The sequence below is a fragment of the Qipengyuania sp. MTN3-11 genome, from assembly GCF_042851825.1.
Classification (GTDB): domain Bacteria; phylum Pseudomonadota; class Alphaproteobacteria; order Sphingomonadales; family Sphingomonadaceae; genus Qipengyuania.
Map to the genome: position 1 here is coordinate 494642 of NZ_BTGM01000002.1, position 19890 is coordinate 514531.

The 19890-nt window shown below is 63.7% G+C and carries 19 protein-coding genes and 1 tRNA gene; 7 read left to right on the top strand and 13 right to left on the bottom strand.

Features of this window, described 5'->3' with window-relative positions:
* Positions 1-14 precede the first annotated feature (14 nt).
* Positions 15-728: a LuxR C-terminal-related transcriptional regulator gene (locus ACGHN1_RS09635; protein WP_390550718.1), complete on the top strand. Its 714-nt coding sequence runs from the start codon at positions 15-17 to the stop codon at positions 726-728.
* Between the two features lie 394 nt (positions 729-1122).
* On the opposite strand, the gene ACGHN1_RS09640 is transcribed toward ACGHN1_RS09635, so the two are convergent.
* The 8 genes from ACGHN1_RS09640 to ACGHN1_RS09675 all read right to left on the bottom strand — a co-directional run bounded on the left by ACGHN1_RS09640 (position 1123) and on the right by ACGHN1_RS09675 (position 9841).
* Positions 1123-2205 (bottom strand): tartrate dehydrogenase, encoded by a 1083-nt coding sequence (locus ACGHN1_RS09640; RefSeq protein ID WP_390550720.1) that lies wholly within the window; start codon positions 2203-2205, stop codon positions 1123-1125.
* Positions 2181-3584 (bottom strand): glycerate kinase, encoded by a 1404-nt coding sequence (locus ACGHN1_RS09645; protein WP_390550918.1) that lies wholly within the window; start codon positions 3582-3584, stop codon positions 2181-2183. Before ACGHN1_RS09645 ends, ACGHN1_RS09640 begins: the two co-directional genes overlap by 25 nt.
* Positions 3466-4464: a phosphoglycerate dehydrogenase gene (locus tag ACGHN1_RS09650; RefSeq protein ID WP_390550722.1), complete on the bottom strand. Its 999-nt coding sequence runs from the start codon at positions 4462-4464 to the stop codon at positions 3466-3468. The genes ACGHN1_RS09645 and ACGHN1_RS09650 overlap by 119 nt, the downstream gene beginning before the upstream one ends.
* Before the next feature lie 9 nt (positions 4465-4473).
* Positions 4474-4656 carry a hypothetical protein gene (locus ACGHN1_RS09655; RefSeq protein WP_390550724.1) on the bottom strand — a complete coding sequence of 61 codons (183 nt, stop codon included), beginning with the start codon at positions 4654-4656 and terminating at the stop codon, positions 4474-4476.
* A gap of 130 nt (positions 4657-4786) precedes the next feature.
* Positions 4787-5095 (bottom strand): DUF4387 domain-containing protein, encoded by a 309-nt coding sequence (locus tag ACGHN1_RS09660; protein WP_390550726.1) that lies wholly within the window; start codon positions 5093-5095, stop codon positions 4787-4789.
* A complete protein-coding gene (locus ACGHN1_RS09665) occupies positions 5088-6524 on the bottom strand; it encodes an acyclic terpene utilization AtuA family protein (RefSeq protein ID WP_390550728.1) in 1437 nt (478 codons plus the stop codon). Before ACGHN1_RS09665 ends, ACGHN1_RS09660 begins: the two co-directional genes overlap by 8 nt.
* A gap of 87 nt (positions 6525-6611) precedes the next feature.
* Positions 6612-8843 carry a TonB-dependent receptor gene (locus ACGHN1_RS09670; RefSeq protein ID WP_390550730.1) on the bottom strand — a complete coding sequence of 744 codons (2232 nt, stop codon included), beginning with the start codon at positions 8841-8843 and terminating at the stop codon, positions 6612-6614.
* Between the two features lie 245 nt (positions 8844-9088).
* Positions 9089-9841: a GntR family transcriptional regulator gene (locus ACGHN1_RS09675; protein WP_390550732.1), complete on the bottom strand. Its 753-nt coding sequence runs from the start codon at positions 9839-9841 to the stop codon at positions 9089-9091.
* 101 nt (positions 9842-9942) lie between these two features.
* On the opposite strand from ACGHN1_RS09675, the gene ACGHN1_RS09680 reads away from it, so the two are divergent.
* Positions 9943-11244, top strand: a complete 1302-nt coding sequence (locus tag ACGHN1_RS09680; RefSeq protein WP_390550734.1) for a CitMHS family transporter — start codon at positions 9943-9945, stop codon at positions 11242-11244.
* 605 nt (positions 11245-11849) lie between these two features.
* Here ACGHN1_RS09680 and ACGHN1_RS09685 read toward each other — a convergent pair.
* Together ACGHN1_RS09685 and ACGHN1_RS09690 are read right to left on the bottom strand one after the other, a co-directional pair.
* Entirely contained in the window at positions 11850-12671 is an 822-nt protein-coding gene (locus tag ACGHN1_RS09685; RefSeq protein WP_390550736.1) for an ImmA/IrrE family metallo-endopeptidase, read from the bottom strand.
* Complete coding sequence (locus tag ACGHN1_RS09690; RefSeq protein ID WP_390550738.1) at positions 12668-13000, bottom strand: helix-turn-helix domain-containing protein; 333 nt, start codon at positions 12998-13000, stop codon at positions 12668-12670. The genes ACGHN1_RS09685 and ACGHN1_RS09690 overlap by 4 nt, the downstream gene beginning before the upstream one ends.
* A gap of 115 nt (positions 13001-13115) precedes the next feature.
* Here ACGHN1_RS09690 and ACGHN1_RS09695 point away from each other — a divergent pair, with 115 nt between their 5' ends.
* On the top strand, positions 13116-14480 hold the full coding sequence (locus ACGHN1_RS09695) for a ParB N-terminal domain-containing protein (protein ID WP_390550740.1): 1365 nt from the start codon (positions 13116-13118) through the stop codon (positions 14478-14480).
* Positions 14481-14667: 187 nt separating this feature from the next.
* On the opposite strand, the gene ACGHN1_RS09700 is transcribed toward ACGHN1_RS09695, so the two are convergent.
* Both ACGHN1_RS09700 and ACGHN1_RS09705 read right to left on the bottom strand, forming a co-directional pair.
* A tRNA-Leu gene (locus ACGHN1_RS09700) sits at positions 14668-14754 on the bottom strand.
* 90 nt (positions 14755-14844) lie between these two features.
* A complete protein-coding gene (locus tag ACGHN1_RS09705; RefSeq protein WP_390550742.1) occupies positions 14845-15729 on the bottom strand; it encodes a zinc-ribbon domain-containing protein in 885 nt (294 codons plus the stop codon).
* 150 nt (positions 15730-15879) lie between these two features.
* Here ACGHN1_RS09705 and ftsE point away from each other — a divergent pair, with 150 nt between their 5' ends.
* From ftsE to ACGHN1_RS09725, 4 genes are read left to right on the top strand one after another with little or no spacing between them, the layout of a single operon-like run.
* Entirely contained in the window at positions 15880-16611 is a 732-nt protein-coding gene (ftsE, locus tag ACGHN1_RS09710; RefSeq protein ID WP_390550743.1) for a cell division ATP-binding protein FtsE, read from the top strand.
* Positions 16608-17540, top strand: a complete 933-nt coding sequence (locus tag ACGHN1_RS09715; RefSeq protein ID WP_390550744.1) for a cell division protein FtsX — start codon at positions 16608-16610, stop codon at positions 17538-17540. Before ftsE ends, ACGHN1_RS09715 begins: the two co-directional genes overlap by 4 nt.
* Positions 17537-18073, top strand: a complete 537-nt coding sequence (locus ACGHN1_RS09720; RefSeq protein ID WP_390550745.1) for a YdcF family protein — start codon at positions 17537-17539, stop codon at positions 18071-18073. The genes ACGHN1_RS09715 and ACGHN1_RS09720 overlap by 4 nt, the downstream gene beginning before the upstream one ends.
* A 7-nt stretch (positions 18074-18080) precedes the next feature.
* Positions 18081-18791, top strand: coding sequence for a lysophospholipid acyltransferase family protein (locus ACGHN1_RS09725; RefSeq protein ID WP_390550746.1), 711 nt, complete (start codon positions 18081-18083; stop codon positions 18789-18791).
* Here ACGHN1_RS09725 and ACGHN1_RS09730 read toward each other — a convergent pair.
* Entirely contained in the window at positions 18751-19860 is a 1110-nt protein-coding gene (locus ACGHN1_RS09730) for a pyridoxal phosphate-dependent aminotransferase (protein ID WP_390550747.1), read from the bottom strand. The genes ACGHN1_RS09725 and ACGHN1_RS09730 overlap by 41 nt on opposite strands.
* Between the last annotated feature and the right edge of the window lie 30 nt (positions 19861-19890).

Below are 19890 nucleotides of genomic sequence, written 5' to 3' on the forward strand. Positions count from 1 at the left end.
ACGGGGGGAGCGATTTGCCGCACAAATCGAGTACGGTATTCGATCAAATCAGCAAGGCCGGGAGCGGATCGGAGCTCTTCGCGTGTTTGCGGGAATATTTCGCCGAAGTCGGGTTCCGGGGTTTGGGGTACATCGTCCCCTCGGCGGAAGAGCCCGGGCGCTTTCAGGTAGAATCCCACGGCTTCGGGCCCGACTGGATGATACGATATCTGAAGGTCGGCCTCGAAAGCCTCGACCCGTTCCGGCAGCAACCGGTCCTTTCCAACCGGCCGCTGCGAATTTCGGCGATGATCGCGCAGAAGGACCTATCGAGCGGCCAGCTCGCCTTCATCGAGAACGCGCGTTCGCAAGGGATGACCGACGGTTACCTCATTCCAACCTTCGGCATTCATCAGCGCAGGGGCTGGTTCGGCCTTGGACAAGTGGAAAATCCCGCAATCCTAGATCGCACAAGCATGTTCGCCCTCCAGGCCGTGGCGCAGTCCGCGCATACGCAGATCGAACAACTCGCCCTCGAGTCCCAGCCGATACCCAGGCTCTCGAAAAGGGAAGTCGCAATCCTGCATTGGATTGCGGCCGGGAAAACCAATAGCGAGATCGGGACCATTCTCGGCATCAAGGTTCCGACGGTGGCAACCTACATCAAGAGAATCTTCCAGAAGCTGGAGCTGAACGATCGTTCCGCAGCGGTGGCGAAGGCGTTGAAGTTGGGAATCATCGACGTGTGATCCACAACCGCCGGACAAACTCCGCGACGCAGCCAGCCACCCTCGGTCGATAGGCGAGAACGAGCGCGGTCGGAAGAGAGCCCGAGGCGAGCAGAAGAAACCATCGCCGACCAGTTCCTGGACAAGCCGATCGCCAGGAACAGCGTTCCGCCGAAGATCGAGACGGCGCTCGCAATCAGGAGGAGGAGCGAAAGCGCGGCATTCATCGCGCGGCGGCCGGACTTGCGGTCGCGGTTTCTGCATTGCCGTCACGGAGGCCGACGGTCCTCAGTCCGGGTCGGCGCGAGACCCTGATTCCAGGCAATCGGAAATTGGCCCTAACTGGACTGTCCGCTTCGGGATACCGATGCTGGCGGCAGCGTTTGCGAAAGTTGTCGGACGGCCATCGCAACAGCTAGCGCGTTTCGCCGACGGCGGCCGCTATCGCTCGGCCACAAGACTCGGTATTGGAAGCGCCGCCCAGGTCGGGTGTCCGAAACACTTCCTGCGCCAACACGGTTTCGATGGCCTCTACGACTGCCACCGATGCCTTCATCTCGCCCAGGTGGTCGAGCATCATCGCAGCAGCCCATATCTGGCCCACAGGATTGGCAACTCCCTTGCCTGCAATGTCCGGGGCCGAACCGTGAACCGGCTCGAACAGCGAGGGAAACTTGCGCTCCGGGTTGATGTTCGCCGCCGGCGCGATGCCGATCGTGCCAGTGCAGGCGGGGCCGAGATCGGACAGGATGTCGCCGAACAGGTTGGATGCGACGACTACGTCGAACCAGTCCGGATGCTGCACGAAATGCGCCGCCAGGATATCGATGTGGTACTTGTCCCACCGGATGTCCGGGTAGGCCTTCGCCATCTCTTCCACGCGCTCGTCCCAGTAGGGCATGCTGATCGAGATGCCGTTGGACTTGGTGGCGGAGGTGAGGTGCTTGGCGCCGCGACGCTGGGCCAGCTCGAACGCGAACTTGAGGATTCGGTCGACGCCGGTGCGCGTCATGACCGTCTCCTGGATCACCGTCTCGCGCTCGGTGCCTTCGAAGATCCGTCCGCCGATCGACGAATACTCGCCCTCGGTATTCTCACGAACGATCATGAAGTCGATCTCGCCGGGAGTGCGGCCGGCGAGCGGGCTCGTCACCCCGGGCATCAACTTGGCGGGCCGCAGGTTCACATACTGGTCGAATTCGCGGCGGAACTGGATCAGCGAACCCCACAGCGAAATGTGGTCGGGCACTGTTTCGGGCCAGCCGACCGCGCCGAAGAAAATCGCGTCGTGCCCGCCGATCTGCTCCTTCCAGTCGTCGGGCATCATCTGCCCGTGCTTCTGGTAGTAGTCGCAATTCGCGAAATCGAAGTGGTCGAAGGCGAATGCACAATCGAACCTGTCCGCGACGGCTTCGAGCACGCGCAGCCCTTCCGGCATCACTTCCTTGCCGATCCCGTCTCCGGGGATCACCGCTATCCTGTAGGTGTTCCGCGACATTGCTGCATCTCCGGTGACTGAATGAGAATGGCTCTGAAATCGTTGACATTGGTGCGTGTGGGCCCGCTCATCACGAGCCGGTCCATCGCCTGGAAGAAGGTGTGGGAATCCTGCCGCTCAAGGTAGTTGCGCGGATCATGGCCGTTCTCTCTCGCGCGGATCGCCATGCCCGGCTCGAACCAGGCGCCCGCATTGTCGCCGGCCCCGTCGATGCCATCGGTGTCGGCCGCCAGGGCATAGACGCCCGCCATCCCGTCGAGTTCGGTAAGCAGGGATAGCAAGTATTCGCCGTTGCGCCCTCCGCGCCCTTCGCCCTCAACCGTAACACTCGTTTCGCCGCCGGAGAGGATCACGCACGGAGCGGCCGCCTCGCCGCTGTCGGCCACGATTTCGCGGACGATCTCGGCGTGGTCGCGACCGACATCGCGTGCCTCGCCGGTCACCTCGCCGAGATCGCGAACGGTGTAGCCAGCTTCGTGCGCGATTTCGGCGGCCGCATCCAGCGAAAGCCGCGAACTCGCGATAATCCGGTACGCTGCAATGTCGCGCTTCGGATCATCCACGAAAGGTCGTCGCAAAATCGTCTCCGCCGCTTTGGATATCGCAACTCCACATCTTGCCAGAATGGCCATTGCCTCATCGCCACTCGTACGATCTGGAACGGTAGGGCCGGACGCGATCGATGCGCGATCGTCGCCAACGACATCCGAGATGGCCAGCGTCACGAGGCTCGCAGGAGCTGCTGCGCGCGCGATCCCGCCGCCAAGAGCCTTTGCGAGCTTTTTCCGGACCACGTTCATTTGCGCGACGTCGGCGCCTGAATTCAGCAGAGCCCGGCCGATGTTCTGCAACTCGTCGAATTCCACCCCGTCTTCGGGCGCGCAAAGCAAGGCCGACCCTCCGCCGGAAAGCAGGCACACGACCAGATCGCCTTCGCGTGCCTTCTCGAGCAGCGCGAGCATCTGCTCGGTCGCCGCGATACCCGCGAGATCGGACATCGGGTGCGCCGCTTCCCTGACCGCGATGCGCTCGCAAGGCACTTTGTGCCCATAGGGCACGACCACGAGGCCCGTTAGCTCGCCGGACCACCTTTGTTCGAACGCACGTGCCATCTCCGCCGCAGCCTTGCCTGCGCCGACCACGATCGTGCGTCCGTGCGGGCAGTCAGGGAAGTGATCGGCGATGCAGCGCGTGGGCTTCGCCCTGTCGACCGCGGCACCGAACATACGGTGCAAAAGGTCGCGCGCTTCACCTTCCTTGTTAGCCACGCCCATCCGCCACGACGCATTGCTTGGGCGGGGTCCTGCCTGCCAGCACGTCCACCACGCAGGCCGCCGCGACCATATTGGTGCGCGCCAAGCCTTCGCGGGTCGATGCACCCGCATGAGGCGTGGCAACGACATTGGGGAGAGCGATAAGTTCCTCCGTCACAGGCTTCAGGCTGGGATCGGACTCGCTCTGGAATACATCGAGACCGGCAGCAGCGATGATGCCGTGCTTCAGGGCCTGAAGCAAAGCGCGATCGTCCACCAATCCACCCCTGGCGGTGTTTACGAGAACTGCGGTGCTTTTCATTCTGGCCAGAGCTGCATCGTCGATCATCAGCCGTGTCGCTTCGTTGAGCGGCGCGTGAAGGGTTACGTAATCGCTTCTGGCCAGAAGCGCGTCCAGCTCCACCAGTTCTAAGCCATTGTCTGCGGCAAACGGCTCCGCACTCGGCGAGGAGAGGGCGAGTATCTCGCATTCGAAGCCGCGCAGCCGCTGGACGAGACTGCGCCCGATCCGCCCCAAGCCGACAATGCCCACGGTCTTGCGGGTCAGGTCCATCCCCTGGAGGATCGCCCAATCACCCGATTTCATGCGGTTCTGCGTTTCGGGTAGGCAGTGCCCGGCGGCAAGCATCAGCGCGAGCGTGTGGTCGGCAACCGAAGCATCGTTACCGCCTGCTCCGATGCAGACGACCTTGCCCAAATCGCGCGCGGCGTCGAGATCCACCCGCTCGTACCCCACTCCGCGTCTGGAAATCACCTGCAGATCGGGCAGCGCGGCCTGCAGTTCGCGAGTGACGCGCGCGTGGCCGACGATCCATCCCGCCGCCCCTTCGAGTATCTCCACCAGCCTATCGTGAGACAGCCCGCCGTCGGCCTGGCCCTCTGGCAGTTCCGCTTCGACGACTTCGCAGCCGCTGGACTCCAGCATCCGCCGGGCTTCGCTATCGAAGAACCGCTGCGTGACGACGACGCGTTTGCTTGCGGACATCGACCCGACCTACCGGCGAAAGCTGTCGTCGATGCGGTCGAGCTTGCGCAGCAGCGCAGGCCAGGCAAGCGCGCGGCTCGCCATGCCGATCGTCTGAGGCGCGGTCTGCTCGGCGACCTTCTGGTCCACTCCTGCAGGCGGCGTGTGGAGATTGTCGCGCCCCGCCGCGAGCTTTTGGACCTGAGTTTTCAAGGCACGTTCGAGAAAATACCGGAAGGCGGCGGCCAGGTCGACACGCGGCGCCCATTCCTCTTCGGACACCTGCGACCGGACGTTTTCTGGAGTTTTTAACTGGGTCGCCATTGTCGCTACCTCTTCTTGCTCAAGCCAGTTCTTCGTCAAGCAGACGGACGTATTGCTGCCCCGAGTGCATGTCCCGCTCGATCATCCCACCCTGCGGTTGTTCGCGCGGGAACGAGACCTTGAGGACACCGAGGCCGGGCACGGGGAAGCGCTTCACCTGCTCGGGATCGGTGCCGTAAAGGCGTGCGAACAGGTCGGGATCGAGCGAGGGGCTGCCCGAATACGCGTCGAACGCCTCGCGATCGTTGAAGAAGAAATCGATCGTGATCCAGAACGGCCCGGCCTGCTTCGAGCGGACGTGACGGCAAACCTCCTTCACCTTAGCCATGCGCCACCTCCATACCAGATGCCTGGAGCGCGCCGAGGTCTACCCAGTCCAGACGGACGAGCTCCATCGGGTCGCTCATTTCGACCACGTGGTTGAGCTTGAATTCGAACACCTGCCCACGCGGGATATCGGCGGGTGAGAATGCGAAGCCGTAGCTCGGCAATTCCTTGTCCATGACCGCAGGGAAGTGGAAGAAATAAGGATTGCAGGCCTGCGCGATCTCGTTCGCCAGTTCCTGGGTCTGCGCGGTCGCGACGAACAGCACGCCGATTTCGGGCGGCGGTTCGGTGCCCTTTGGCGGCCGTCTGCCCGATACCGCGTTCCACCCATACATACGCAGCGAGATGTGGAATTCGCCCAGGCGCTCGGCAGGAATCGACTGCTGCGTGCGCTGATAGAGCGCCATCAGGAAGCGATCGTGAAACCCGTCGATGTCCCGCAGCACATCGGGGTCTTCGATTCCGACAAGCATGATCGTCTGGAATGCGCCGCCACCTGCTCCTTCCAGCTTCATCGTGTAAGGCTGTTCGTCCCACCGCGCACCGCTCACCCGCACGGTCCGCTCGTCGGCCTGTTCGTATTGCGCATCGGTAACGTCGAGAATGCCGCCGGGCTCGATCAGACGAAAGGGATTGCTGTTTTCGTACAGCATGTGCGCGGAAACGCTGTCGGGCGTGCAGCGATTGGTCGGGCTTAATGGTTCGACGCTGAAGCCATCGGAAGAAATCGACAGGAGCACGCCCGAACCGTCGCGCTCTTCGGCGCACTGGGCCCCGCACTCTCCGATCTTGCCCGCGTGCCAGGAGGCACCCCAGGGCGCGCCCTTCCAGATGGGAAATGCGGCCAGCACGGCCGTGTCGGTCGCGCGTCCGGCAAGGATGATGTCCGCGCCCTGTTCCAGCGCCTCGACGAAGGGTTCCACCCCAAGCGCCGCGACGATGTGATCGCAAGCATCGACCGTCGCGTCGTCGAGCGGCCCCAAAGGTGCGAGCGGCTTTACCCGCCCTTGCGCGTTCAACGACTTGATCGTTGCCTTGTCCTGCTCGCTGCGGATGAGCGCGATCTTCCGCGCGACGCCCAGTTCCTTCGCCACCTCGATCGCGATATCGCGGGTCCAGTCCAGATTGATATCGCCGCCCGCCTGTCCGGACGTTCCCACGATGATAGGAATGCCCGCCTCGGCCTGCGCCTTCATCAGAATTTCGAGATCCCGCTTCACTGCGCCGTAATTGTTCTTCGATTTGCCGGTCGCGAGATAGGCCGCGCCGCTATCGGTCGAACCTGCATCGCATGCGATCGCCTGCGCTCCGCGAGCGAGGCCGTAAGCCACCTCGTCCTCGCGAACTCCGGCACCGAGAGACCCGACGGGCACGATGATCCTGATCGGGTCCGTCGGGCGAGTGGCCTCGCCTCCTGTCTCTGTGCTCACCCCAATTTCTCCATCAGCCGTATGTTCTTGTCGTGTCTCGAGGCAGCTCCCGCGATCGGCGGATGGCGGGAGCTGCCGTGCATCGCATCAATACCGGAAACCGAGCGTGACACCGTAGGTGCGCGGCGGGTTGTAAGCCCCGAAGTTCGCACCGAGGAACGTCCCCTGGAAGGTCCGGGTCAGCTCGTTGGTCAGGTTCTTGCCCCAGACGGAAATCGAGAAGCGGTCCGCGATATTGTCGAGCACGATGCGCGCATCGAGGAAGTGCGTTTCGTCGCGGATTTCCGGCGGCGTGTTGGCATTGTCGTCGAAAATCTGGCTTTCGAAACGATAGTCGGCCGCCACCTTCAGTTCGGCCCCGCTCGCAAACAGGTAGCTGTAGGAAGGCGACACGGTAACCTTGTGGCGCGGCGTGCGCGAGATGCGGTTGCCGCTCAGGTCGTTGCCGTTCTCGATGAACTCGTCGAAGGTCGCGTCGGTGTAGGCATAGGCTGCGGACAGGCTGAAACCGCTGAACAGATTGGCGATAAGCTGGGTCTCGTAGCCCTTGATCGTCGCCTCGCCGGCATTGATCACGGTGCTGGCTCCGGTCGCCGGATCGACCTGATCGGTCTGCAGGTTGGTGTAGTCGAGATAGAACAGCGTGTTGTTCCAGATGATGCGCCCGTCAGCGAAACTGCTTTTCTGACCCAGTTCGTACTGGGTCGCGGTTTCGGGCTCGAAAGGCGTGGCGGCTGCGATCGCGCTGGTCGGGTTGTCCTGGAATCCGCCACTCTTGAAGCCGGTCGACACCAGGGCGTAGATCAGGTGATCCTCGCTCGGCTCGAAATTGATGCCTGCGCGCCAGGTCACGTCGTCGAAGTCTTCGCTGGCGGTGACATCGAAGAACTCTTCGCTGCGCAGCGGGGTAATGCTGTCCAAATTGTCGACCCGGTAGAGCTTGTCGTCGCGCGAATAGCGTACGCCGCCCAGCACACTGAACCGATCGGTCAGCTGCACGGTGACATCGGCGAAGGCCGCGATACTGTCGAGCGAAGCGTCCTGCGCGAAGACCTCGGTAAGCGGGATGGGTGCAATGAACATAGAATCGAGCGTCAGCGTGTCCGTCCGTTCGACCTGCTGATTGTAGTGGTACAGCCCGACAACCCAGTCGACTGCGCCGCCCGGATAGGAAGTCAGGCGGACTTCCTGGCTCGAGAATTCGGAGCTTTCCGCTTCGCCACCACCGATGTTGACGAGATTGAAGGCGGGCGAGGCGGGGTCGGCGACGCCGCCGTCGAAATCGCCGCCGTTCGCGTAGTCGAGATCGCGATAGGAGGCCAAAACGGTCAGCGTCGCGAAGGGCATATCCCATTCGATCTCGCCGCGGACACCGAGCGTGTCGAGATCCTGAAAGCCCTCGGTCGAGCCGTAGACGACATCGCGATCCTGGTTGACCGTGTAGGCAGCCGAGAGCGGATCGTCGGGGTCGAGCTCGAGAACCCGCGTGACCGGGCCTGAATTGCGATCGCGCGTGCCGTCCACGGTAAAATGGAATCGGAGCGTATCGGTGGGCTCAGCGAGGAACTGGAAGCGGCCACTGAAACGGTCCTGCGTGTCGACATCCCTGTCGATGGTCGGATTGTAGACGTAGCCATCGTGCGAACGGTAAGCAGCGCTCGCACGCACTGCGCCGCGCCCGTCGCCGAACGGCAGGTTTATGAAACCGGCCCCGTCGAGGCGATCGTAATTGCCATTGGTGAACTCCGCCGCTGCTGAGGCCACGCCCGGTTCGGGGCGGTTGGTGATGACATTGATCGCGCCGCCCACGACGTTGCGGCCGAAGAGCGTGCCCTGGGGGCCCTTGAGCACCTCGATCCGCTGCACATCGAAAGCGTCGAATGCCACCGCGGCGGGCCTGCCGAGGTAGATTTCGTCGAGAAACACCGCAGAACTGGGATCGCCCGCCGCGCCCTTGTCCGATGATCCGATACCGCGCACTGCGAGGCGCGGCTGGGATGCGGGAAAGGCATCGAAGCTGAGGCCGGGTGTGCGGGTCACGACGTCGGCGACCTCCTGGATGCGCGCCTCGGCAATTTCTTCCTCGCCGAACACGGTCACCGTGACCGGCACGTCCTGCAAGCTTTCGGTGCGCCGCTGCGCGGTGACGATGATCGTGCCCGCAAGCTCGCGCTCCAGATCCTGACCAGCCCGGTCGTCGCCGTCATCACTCGCGTCGCCCTGCTCGATCGCGCCGGTATCCTGCGCACCGGCCTGTCCAGCCCATGCGAGCGCGATCAATGCACTGCCCAGCGACAGGTGAAACATAGCTGCCTTCATTGTCCTCTCCTCGGTTCAGCAGCGCCGCTGCGGACGCCTTGATGCCCGTTTGCGGAAATGAATCCAATCTGTCAATTCAATGGATTCATCGGGAACCGGTCGGACATGAGCGCTATTACGGGGATTTCCGGACAAGGAATGCCGTCCCTTGCCCGAAAACGTGCAGGCGATAATGGGGATAGGAGATGGATGGAGGTGAGTGTGGATGCAATCTTGACGAAACGAGATGCAGAGATCAAGATGACCTATCTTCTGGTTGCACAGGCGGCCAGCCGGGCTTTCCCCTTCAAGACGTGATCGAGCATGAGCTTTTCCGCCAACACCGCATCATCGTCGCGTATCGCCGAAAGGATGGCTTCGTGATCGGCCTGCGAATCCAGGATGTGTTGCGGCGGCTCCGCCGGGATCTCGCGCAGGCGTTTGGGGACGAATTTGGCAACCGCGGGCGATGTCCGCGCAATATCTCCGAAGATCGGATGGATCAGCGTCATCCGCACGGCGTTGCGGATCGTCGCGTTGCGCGAAGCCCGCACGATCAGCGAGTGGAAGCCGCGGTTCGCCTCGTACCAGGCGTGCTCGATCTCTTCCGACCATTGGCCTTCGGCAATGATCGCGCGCCCGCCTTCGACATCCGCCTCGAGCGCGCGAAGCTCCTCGTCGCTCCACCCGTAATCCACCGAAAGCCCGCAGGCGCGCGCTTCGAGCACCGCGCGCGCCTCGACCGCGTCCAGGATGTCGCGAAAGCCGATGTCGCGCACCGTGTAGCCGCGGTTCATGCTGTGGCTGACAAGGCCCTCCGCGGTCAGAACCGCCAGCGCGCTGCGTACGGGCGTGCGCGAGACGCCCAGGTCCTTCGCGATCGCTTCGGCCGCGAGCCGCGCGCCCGGGCCGATCGTACCGGTCACGATGAGTTCGCGGACCTGCGTGAGCACAGTCGTGGTGGCAGGTTCAGCGCTGGGCATATCGGCCGCAGGTGCCCGGTCTTCGATCGATTTCATAGGTTCGAGGATAGGCTCCGCTTGTGTGGAGCGAAAGCCTAAATTGCATCCAATCAGGCGCACGCAGAGGCGCGATCCACGACGAATTGGGAGAAAAAATAATGCTGGCCTGGCTTGGGTTCGCCACGGTGCTGACCTTCGTGGTTCTGATCATGACCAAGCGGCTATCCGCAGTGGTCGCGCTGATTGCGGTCCCGATCATCTTCGGCCTCGTCGCGGGGGCCGGCCCCGGCATCGGCGACATGATGCTGGAAGGTATCCTCCAGGTCGCCCCCATCGCGCTGCTGCTTTCCTTCGCGATCCTTTATTTCGGGATCATGATGGATGCGGGGCTGTTCGATCCGCTGGTGAAGGCGATCCTTGGGCGCGTGGGGACCGATCCGCTGAAGATCGCGATGGGCACCGCGATCATGGCTGCTCTCGTATCGATCGATGGCGATGGTACCACCACCGCGCTGATCGTGATCACCGCGCTGCTGCCGGTCTATCGCAACATTGGAATGAACGTCCTCATCCTGGCCACGCTGCTGGGGTTGACCAACTCTCTCATGAACTTCGTCCCCTGGGGTGGGCCTGCCGCGCGTGCCGCAGCGGCGCTCGATGTCGATCTGGTGAGCGGCATTTTTCTTCCGCTCATCCCCGCGGTTCTCGTCGGGCTTGCCGCGACCTTCGGTCTGGCGTGGTGGTTCGGTCTGAGCGAACGCAAGCGTCTGGACTATCCGACGGGCGATCCGGAAAGGACGCAGGGCGTCGAGGTCGGCTTCGGCAATCAACCCGAGCGGCGGCCGAGGCTGTTCTGGTTCAACCTGGGTCTTACCGTCATGCTGGTCGTCGGCATGATAACCGGCATTGCGCCATTACCGGCGCTGATGATGGGAGGTTTCGCCATCGCGGTGACGGTGAACTACCCCTCGCTCGATCAGCAGCGCGAACGCCTCGGGTCCCATGCGGAGAACCTGATGATGGTCGTGGCGCTTATTTTCGCGGCGGGGTCCTTCACGGGGATCGTCCAGGCCACGGGGATGCTGGACGCGATGGGTGAGGCACTGGTGACGGTCGTGCCGCCGTCGATGGGCGCGTATCTAGCACCTATCACTGCACTGCTCAGCCTTCCGTTGACCTTCCTCATGTCGAACGACGCCTATTATTTCGGAATCGTGCCCGTGGTCGCACAGACGGCGGCGGAATATGGCGTGCCTGCGGAGGCGATTGCGCGCGCTTCCCTCCTCGGCCAGCCGGTCCACGCACTCAGCCCGCTCCTCGCACCGATATATCTGGCCTGTGGACTGCTGGGCGTGGAAGTCGGCGATGCACAGCGCTTTGCTCTGAAATATGCTGTCGGCGTGTCGATGATCGTTATCGCTGCGGCTCTTTTGACGATGGCCATTCCGCTACGGGTGTAAGTTCTCGGACAATACACTTCGGCATCGGGCGTGGTCGCCGCTGCCTGCAGTGGAACTTCCGCTCGGCTGTAGGGAGCGGGAAAAAGACTGCTCGGGGGCTAATCAACAGAATGAGCCCCAACGGCCAAACCGGTGCCCGCCTTGAGTGGAGCAAGCTCTTTCGTGGCGGAGACTTCTCGCAATCGCGGGCCCAGTTGGAGATCTGCCACGGTGTCTCCTGACCTCAGGTGGCGAATTGGGTGAGTCGGAATCCCGCGGAACTGCGCCCGTTCCGGCGCGGATCTCGCTCGTAGGTGAAAACTCGGTTCACTTCGGTACTGTTTGGTGCGCAACGCAGTCTCGAGCGAACGGGTCTCTACCCCGATTTCCCTGTTTTACAGGGAATTTACAGGGAAATTGCATTTTCTGGGGGTGAAATTGGGCTCTCGCGCGCTTGAAAACTGCAGAATTCCGCCATTTCGCAAGCGAAATTCCCTACGCGCAGAACAGGGAATTTCATTCACGCGAACAGGAAATTTATTTTCCGCGAACAGCGAAAATCGGCTGCGTATCAGTGAACGGGATTTGCCCGGAAGCTCGCGGTGGAAACCGTCGCGGATCGGTCCCTAATCCATCATCTCTGCGTGCAACAGGACCATCGCATACCCGCCCTCCTGGACGAGCAGCTGCTCGCTCAGGATGTCGACCTTGCGCGCAGCACTCGTGCCGAGCCAGGTCTCGGGCTCGCACTCTTCCATTTCGGAGAGGTATCGCGGAGCAAGGCCGTGTTCGAATGCCACGGAATCCGAAGGCACCCGGTCGCCAATGGACGGTTCGATCCACGGGAAGTCGGCTGGCTTGTGAACCTGCTCGATCCGTCCGTTGCAAAGGAACAGGACGGCCAGATCATCGCGCAGCGCGTCAACATAGCTGCGCGCCATGGCCGCCTTGCTGACGTTGAACAGGCGCGCAAGGCGCAAGATCTCGGCAAGATCGGGTTGGCGTGTGGTGCGGTTGGCGCGAATGCGCTTGGGCGGCATAAGCAAATGGGCGGCGAAGCGATTTGCCTCGGCCTCGATTTTCTTGCGGCGATCCTTCTCGCCGGTATCGGCGAGCCGTAGATCGGCGTGCGAGCAGGAAAACCCCTGTCCATCGCCTTCGTGACTGGGGATGAGGAAATGCCCCAACTCGTGGCCGATCGAGAATCGTCGTCGTCCAGGCGAAGTGCCATTGGCAACGACGATCGAGCCGAACGCCTTGTCCCGTTCCATCAGCAACATCGCGGCAAATGAGGTCACGGGCTTGTCTTCGATGCTCTCGATGCCGAACCGCTTGCAAAGCACCTCGATCGAGAAGTCCGGCGGCAGGTCGGGCAGCAGCTCGTGGATGAGGTCGGCAATTCCGGAGGCAGAGCCGACTCCGTCGAGATCGATCCGCCCGATGGTCAATCGCCCTGTTCCCGCCGTTTCTTCTTCATCGTCTCGATCATCATGCCAATCATCTCGCGGTCCGGTTCGCTGAGATCCCTGAAGTCGCGGAACATCGCGACCACCTCGGCCGGCTGGTCTTCGGCATCGGGGTTCTCACCGACCAGGTCGGACACCCGGACACGATAGAGATCGGCGAACTTGTTCACGAGATCCATCGAGGGGTTCTTCGTGATGCCCTTCTCGAGGTTGAAGACGTGCGCTTTCGAGACGCCGACGGCATTGGCGACGTCCTGAAGCGAGAGGCGCCGGGCGGTGCGCAGCTCGCGCAGCCTTCTGGCAAGGGTCATGGGTAGATCCGTTCAATCGAGAGGTGTGACATTATGCGCAAGGGCTTGTGCAATACAAGCGTTCAGTTCATAATGCCGATGGCAGCATAGCCGATTCGAAACAGAGGGGCGCACCATGTCAGGTACACAAGTCATCGAACGAGCGATCACCACGCTCCGTCCGTATGCGCGCAACGCGCGGACGCATTCGAAGAAGCAGGTGAGTCAGATCGCCGCGTCGATCGAGCGCTTCGGGTTTACCAACCCGGTGCTGATCTCGGATGACGGCGAGATCATCGCCGGCCATGGCCGGGTCGAGGCGGCGAAGCTGCTGAAGTGGAAGACCGTACCGACGATCGCGCTGTCGCATCTCTCCGAGACCGAGCGCCGGGCCTATGTGCTCGCGGACAACAAGCTCGCGCTCAATGCGGGGTGGGACAAGGAGATCCTCGCGATCGAGCTGCAGGCGCTGGTCGATCTCGAGTTCGATGTCGAGCTGACCGGGTTCAGCCTGGCCGAGGTAGACTTTGTGATCGACGAGGCGGAAGAAGCTGACCCCGACGGCCGCGATGCGGCAGACGACGCCGTCGAGATCGCAATTGGTCCGGCAGTCTCGCGGAAAGGCGACATTTGGCTGCTCGGCCGTCACCGTCTGCTGTGCGGCGATGCCAGGAGCGCGGTCGACTTCGAGGCGCTGATGGATGGCGGACGGGCCGACCTCGTGTTCACCGATCCGCCCTACAACGTGAAGATCGACGGCAACGTATGCGGGCTCGGCTCGGTCACCCGTCCCGATCAGCTCGACGGCACGCGGGCTTGGCGCGTGTCGGCGCATGACCTCGAGCAACTCGTTTGCTCAAGCATTGCCGAGTGGCTGCTCGACCCGCAGCTACTGCCTGAGCTTTCAGGGCTCGATACCATCGAAGCGGCGCAATTGCGGACGGCGAATGAGAAGGCGAACCTGCTTGCCGCCACGCTTCAAACCGGCAGCATCATCCTGAAGGCGGAGCTGCTCGGCACCCTGGTTGGGCAAGTTGGCCTGCATGAGGACCGGATCGAGGTGGCACTAGAACGGGAGGAACTGGCCCGACGTTTGATGTTGGACCCGTCAGACCATTCCGGTGAAGCATTGGTCGTCACGATACCGGCGATCCGCATCCGCCGCGGCCACCAGTTACGCCTGATCATTCCCGGCCCGGGAAATGCACAAAAGAAGGTCGTACGGCGGGACGGCAAACTCGTCGCGCTGCTCGCCGAGGCACATCGGGCAAGGCAGCTAGTGCTCGCCAATCCCACGTCATCGCTAGCAAGCCTCGCCCACGAGCATGGCCGCTGCCGCACAAGGCTCGGCAAGCTGGTTGCGCTCTCCTGTCTCGCACCTGACATCGTCACCGCGATCGTCGAGGGCAGGCAGCCTGAGCAACTCACGGCCTCGCGACTGACGAGCCACCCGCTTCCGCTTTCCTGGACCGACCAGCGGCGCGAGCTGGGCTTCTCCTGACGTTCCCAACTGCAGTCAGAATTTTCCGACCTGAGACGGCGGGCGAGTTGCGGACGAAATTTGCCCCGTTACGTCTCGTCTCTGACTGCACCTCCCGCGAGCTGAGTGCGAAAAGGCCGCAGAACTGCGCCGTTTCCGGCTGGAGTTCCACGGCCTATCAGATCCTTTCGGATCACTCAGGACTGTGTGGTGCGGTCGAGAAGACTCGAACTTCCACGGGCTTTCGCCCACAACGACCTCAACGTTGCGCGTCTACCAGTTCCGCCACGACCGCACACAGTCCGCTTGCGTCGGGTGCTGTCTGGAGCTCCCCGGCGCCGGTAGGTGCGCGCCCCTAGCAGTGGATTTTTGGGCTCGCAAGGGCCTAGCGCGGGGCCCAGCCGATATCGGCGAAGACCGCTGCCTTGGGCACGTCGGTGATTGCCTCGTTGATCGTCATGGTCTCGCCAGGGGCCAGCGAGGCCTGCGGCGGGATCACTTCCCAGCTGTAGACGATGCGTTCGCGCGCATCGCGCAGGACGATGAGGATCGGCGGCACGTCGCGGCTTTCGCGCGCCTCGTTCGTCACGGTGATCCGCGCGCCGAAAAATTCTGTGCCGTTGGCGAGCGTGCGCCGTTCCTGCTCCTCGACCGGAAATTCCAGCTTCAGGTCCGGTTCGGCCATGGCGAACAGCGGCCGCTGGATCGGCACCCAGTCCGGCACACCGAGGAAGTTCACCGCCGCCACCGTGCCCAGCGCGAGAACCGCGAACAGCGCCGCCGTCCAGGTCCAGATCCTGCTCCAGTTTCGGCGCGGCCGAAACGGTGGAGCGTATTCGAACTGGGACGCCTCTTCGGAAAAATCCGGTTCGGCCAGGCGAGCTTCGCGATCGGAGACGGGATCGACATGCGGGGGGTCGGTCGGCCGAAAGTCCGGGGCATGATCGTCGTCCGGCGCGGTATGAACGGCGACGCCCTCGGAATGGGAGGTCGACGAACGGCCGGCGCCGTCCCCGAACACCGGTGAAGGCGGAGGAACATCGTCGTCGCCCGTCCGGTGCGTGTAACCTTCGGTCTCCCGATCCGGCACCGGTGGCGTTGAGGGGGGCGAGGCAGGCGCCACATTCGGCCGTTCGGGCAGAGCCATGTCCGGGCCGTCCTGGAACCAGCTGTGCTTGCATTTGGCGCAACGCACCGTTCTGCCCTCCGCGCCAATCGCGCTGTCGGGGACGACGTAGCGCGTGTTGCAGGCGGGACAGGCGATAATCATGGCAAACTCCCGCTTAGGGCGGCGGGCGAATCACGACAAGCGCGGGCGCTGTCGACATGCTCCACAGCCGCCTTTTTTCCACATGCATGCGGCGCTATAGCCCCGGGCCATGCAGCATGAGGCGGTCGATCTGGAGCTGGAGCGGAGCGGATGAGCGCCGACGACCAGGCCGTGGTGCGCTTCGACAATGTCGGGCTGCGCTACGGAACCGACAGCGAGGTGCTGAGCAACATCGCCTTCACCCTCTACCCCGGACGCTTCTATTTCCTGACCGGCGCCAGCGGTGCGGGCAAGACCTCCCTTCTCAAGCTGCTCTATCTCGCTCAGCGGCCATCGCGCGGCGGGATCAGCATGTTCGGCAGTGACGTCATCACCCTGCCACGCGATCGCCTGCCCACCTTCCGACGAAGGATCGGGGTCGTGTTCCAGGATTTCCGCCTGGTCGAACATCTTTCCGCTTTCGACAATGTGGCCCTGCCGCTCAGGGTCTCCGGCGTCCGCGAGGCCGATCTGCACCAGCCGGTCGCCGACATGCTCGACTGGGTCGGCCTCGCCCATCGCGCCGAAGCGCGCCCGGCAACGCTGTCGGGCGGCGAGCAGCAGCGCGTCGCCATTGCCCGCGCGGTCATCGGGCGGCCGGAACTGCTGGTGGCGGACGAACCCACCGGGAACGTCGATCCCGAAATGGCGCTCAAGCTCATTCGCCTGTTCGAAGCGCTCAATCGGTTGGGGACGACGGTGGTGGTGGCGACCCACGACGTTCATCTGCTGCGCAAGGTGCCCGATTCGCTGATCATGCGGATCGACAAGGGAACTCTCTCCGATCCGACCGGGGCACTGCGCTATCCTCCTCGACGCGAAAACGCCGGCAACGCCGCATGAACCGACCGCCCGTTCTCGCCCGCGCGATCGATCGCGGGCTCGCGCCGCTCCGCGGCAGTCACGCTTCCCACTTGCTGCCGAAAACGCGACTGGGCGGGCCGATCCCCTGGGTCATCGCGATCATGGTGGCGCTGACCGTGCTGACCGCCGGGGGCGGGCTGGCACTGGACAATCTCGCCGATCGCGCCCGCGCCGACCTTGCCGGCGGCGTCACCATCCAGATCGTCGAGGCCGACCCCGGGTTGCGCACTGCTCAGGCGGAACGGGTGGTCGCTGCGCTGCAAAGCGAAGAGGGCATTTCGACCCTCCGGCGAGTGCCCGAGGCCGAGCTGGAAGCGCTGGTCGAGCCCTGGCTCGGCTCCGGCCTCGACGACGAGGTCGTGCCGCTGCCGGCGCTGATCGACGTCCAGCTCGATGGCAGCGCTTCCGACGATGCGATCGCGCGCCTGCGCACGACGCTATCGCAAGTCGCCCCCGACGCCAGGATCGATGCCCAGGCGGACTGGCTAAGCCCGGTGTTCGATACCGTTTCCGCGCTGCGCTGGATGACGCTCGGCCTGATAGGGCTGCTGATCTTTACCGGCGCGGCGGCGGTCTGGCTCGCCGCGCGCAATGCACTCAACGCCAACCGGCATACGATCGAGATCGTCCATCTGCTCGGCGGCGACGATGGACAGATCGCGCGCATTTTCCAGCGATCGGTGCTCATGGATGCCGCTATCGGAGGGATCGCCGGCCTGGCATTGGGAGCGATCGCCATCCTGCTCCTCGGCGCCCAGTTCGCCGCGCTCGAATCGGGCATGGTCGCGCGCGGCGGTCTCGACGCGGGAGACTGGCTGTTGCTCGCTCTCGTTCCCCTGTCGATGGTCGCGATAGCCTTGCTCACCGCACGGATGACGGTAATGGCAAGCTTGAGAAGCATGTTGTGATCCTTCGTTTCCTCGCCTTTTTCCTGATGGCCTACGCGCTGGCCTTCCTTGGTTTCGCGGTTTCGCTTCCCCAGCCGCTGGGAGAGGTGGAGACCGACGCCATTTTGGTGCCGACCGGCGGTGCAGGCCGCATCCAGCGTGGGCTCGAGGTGCTGCGCGCGGACCAGGCTCCGGCGCTTTTCATCTCCGGCGTCGATCCCGAAGTCACTCCCGGCGAATTCGCCGAGGAATTCGGCGTCACGTCGCGCGAGATGGATTGCTGTGTGACGCTGGGCAAGCTGGCAGTCGATACGCGCAGCAATGCGGGCGAGGCGGCGCAGTGGCTGGCGGAGAACGACTATCGCCGGGTGCGCCTCGTCACCACCGACTGGCACATGCGCCGTGCCGCGTCGGAGATGCGCGATGCCCTTCCCGGTCACATAGCGCTGGTCGAGGATGCGGTGCCATCCGACCCCGATCTCGGGCAGCTGTTCCTCGAGTACAACAAGCTGATCGCCGCGGTGGTATCGCAGGGCCTGCCCGGGCAGGGTTGAGGCCAGGATGGTGCTGCTTCGCAATCTGGCGTTCTATCTCGCCTTCTACCTCGGATCGATCCCGATCACGCTGAGTGCACTGGCCATGCTGCCCTTCGGCGAGAGGCGTTTCAGGGCCGTGGTCAAGGCCTGGAGCGGTTATCACCGCTGGTGTGTCGTAAACCTGCTCGGCTGCCGCGTCCGGATAGAGGGGGTGCAGCCCGCCGAGCCGGTGCTCTTCGCGGTCAAGCACGAGAGTTTTTTCGAAGCGATCGACGCGCCTTATCTCTTCGACCACCCTGGAGTCTTCGCCAAGGAGGAGCTGTTCCGTATCTGGGGCTGGGCGCATGCCGGCGCGGCCTACGGGCTGATCAAGGTCGAGCGCAATGCCGGCGCGCGGGCGCTGATGGGGATGATCCGCGAGGCCAAGCGGATGACGGCGGCAGGAAGGCCGCTGGTGATCTTTCCCGAAGGAACCCGAGTGCCGCACGGCGAGCGGCGGCATCTGCAGGCGGGTTTCGCCGGGCTCTACAAGATGCTCGGCCTGCCGGTGGTCCCGGTGGCGGTGGAGAGCGGCCCGCTCTATCACCGCGGGCTGAAACGCAAGGGTACGATCACCTACCGTTTCGCCGAGCCGATCCCGCCGGGTCTCGACCGGCGCGCGGTGGAGTTGCGCGTGCTCGACGCGATCAACGCCCTCAATTCCCCGATAGCGCTTCGGCCGAGCGGCGAAGGATAGCGGCGATATCGTCCATCTGCTCGCGCGTGCCGATGGTGATCCGCAGCGCCTGGCCCAGCCCCTGACCGGGCAGATGCCGGACCGCATAACCGCCCCCGGCCAGCCCGTCGCGCGCGGCCTCCGCGGACAATTCGCCCTCGAACACAGTCAAAAGAAAATTCGCCTCGCTCGGCACCGCCCGCAAGCCATGGTTGCCGAGCGCCTCGACCGCCTCGGCGAAGCGATCGCGTTCGCGCCGGTTCTCTTGGCGCGATCGGGACACGAAGTCCTGGTCCGCGAGTGCGGCAAGCGCAGCGGCCTGCCCCCCCGACGAGACGTTGAACGGACCGCGCAGCCGGTTGAGCATGTCGATAACCGCAGGTGCGCCGGTGGCCCATCCTACACGTTCGGCGGCCAGCCCGTAGGCCTTGGAGAACGTCCGGGTCACCAGGACGTTTGCGGAACGTGCCGCCAGTTCGAACCCGCCGTCGTCAACGCCGTCGGAAAGATACTCGGCATAGGCCTGGTCAACGATCAGAAGAATGTCGGAGCGAAGCCCGGCGTGGAGACGCTCGACTTCGCTGCGCGGCAACCAGGAGCCGACGGGATTGTTCGGATTGTCGAGCAGGACCACCCGGGTTCTGTCCGTGACCGCGCCGAGCAGTGAGTCCGCACTCGCGCCAAGGTTCCGATCGGGAGCGGCGACCGGCACCGCGCCGACCTTGTGCGCGAGAAGCGGGTACAACGAGAAGGAGTAGCGGGAGAAAAGCACCTCGTCGCCCTGGCCGGCATAGGCCTGCACTGCGCATTGCAGCAGTTCGCCGGACCCCGTGCCGCAAACGATCCGCGCCGGGTCGATCCCGTGGAGAGCTCCGATCCCCTCGCGCAGGTCACGCGCGTCCGGGTCGGGATAGCGCGCCGGATCGCGCGGTGCGGAGAGAGCTGCCAGTGCCCCGAGACTGCATCCCAAAGGGTTCTCGTTGGCGGAAAGCTTGACCAGCTCGCGCCCGTCGACCGACTTGGCCGCGCCGGGGACATAGGCGTGGATCGCTTCGATCCAGGGCTTGGGGGCGGGTCCGCGGTCGCTCATCGGTCTCGCCCTTAGTGATGGACGACACGG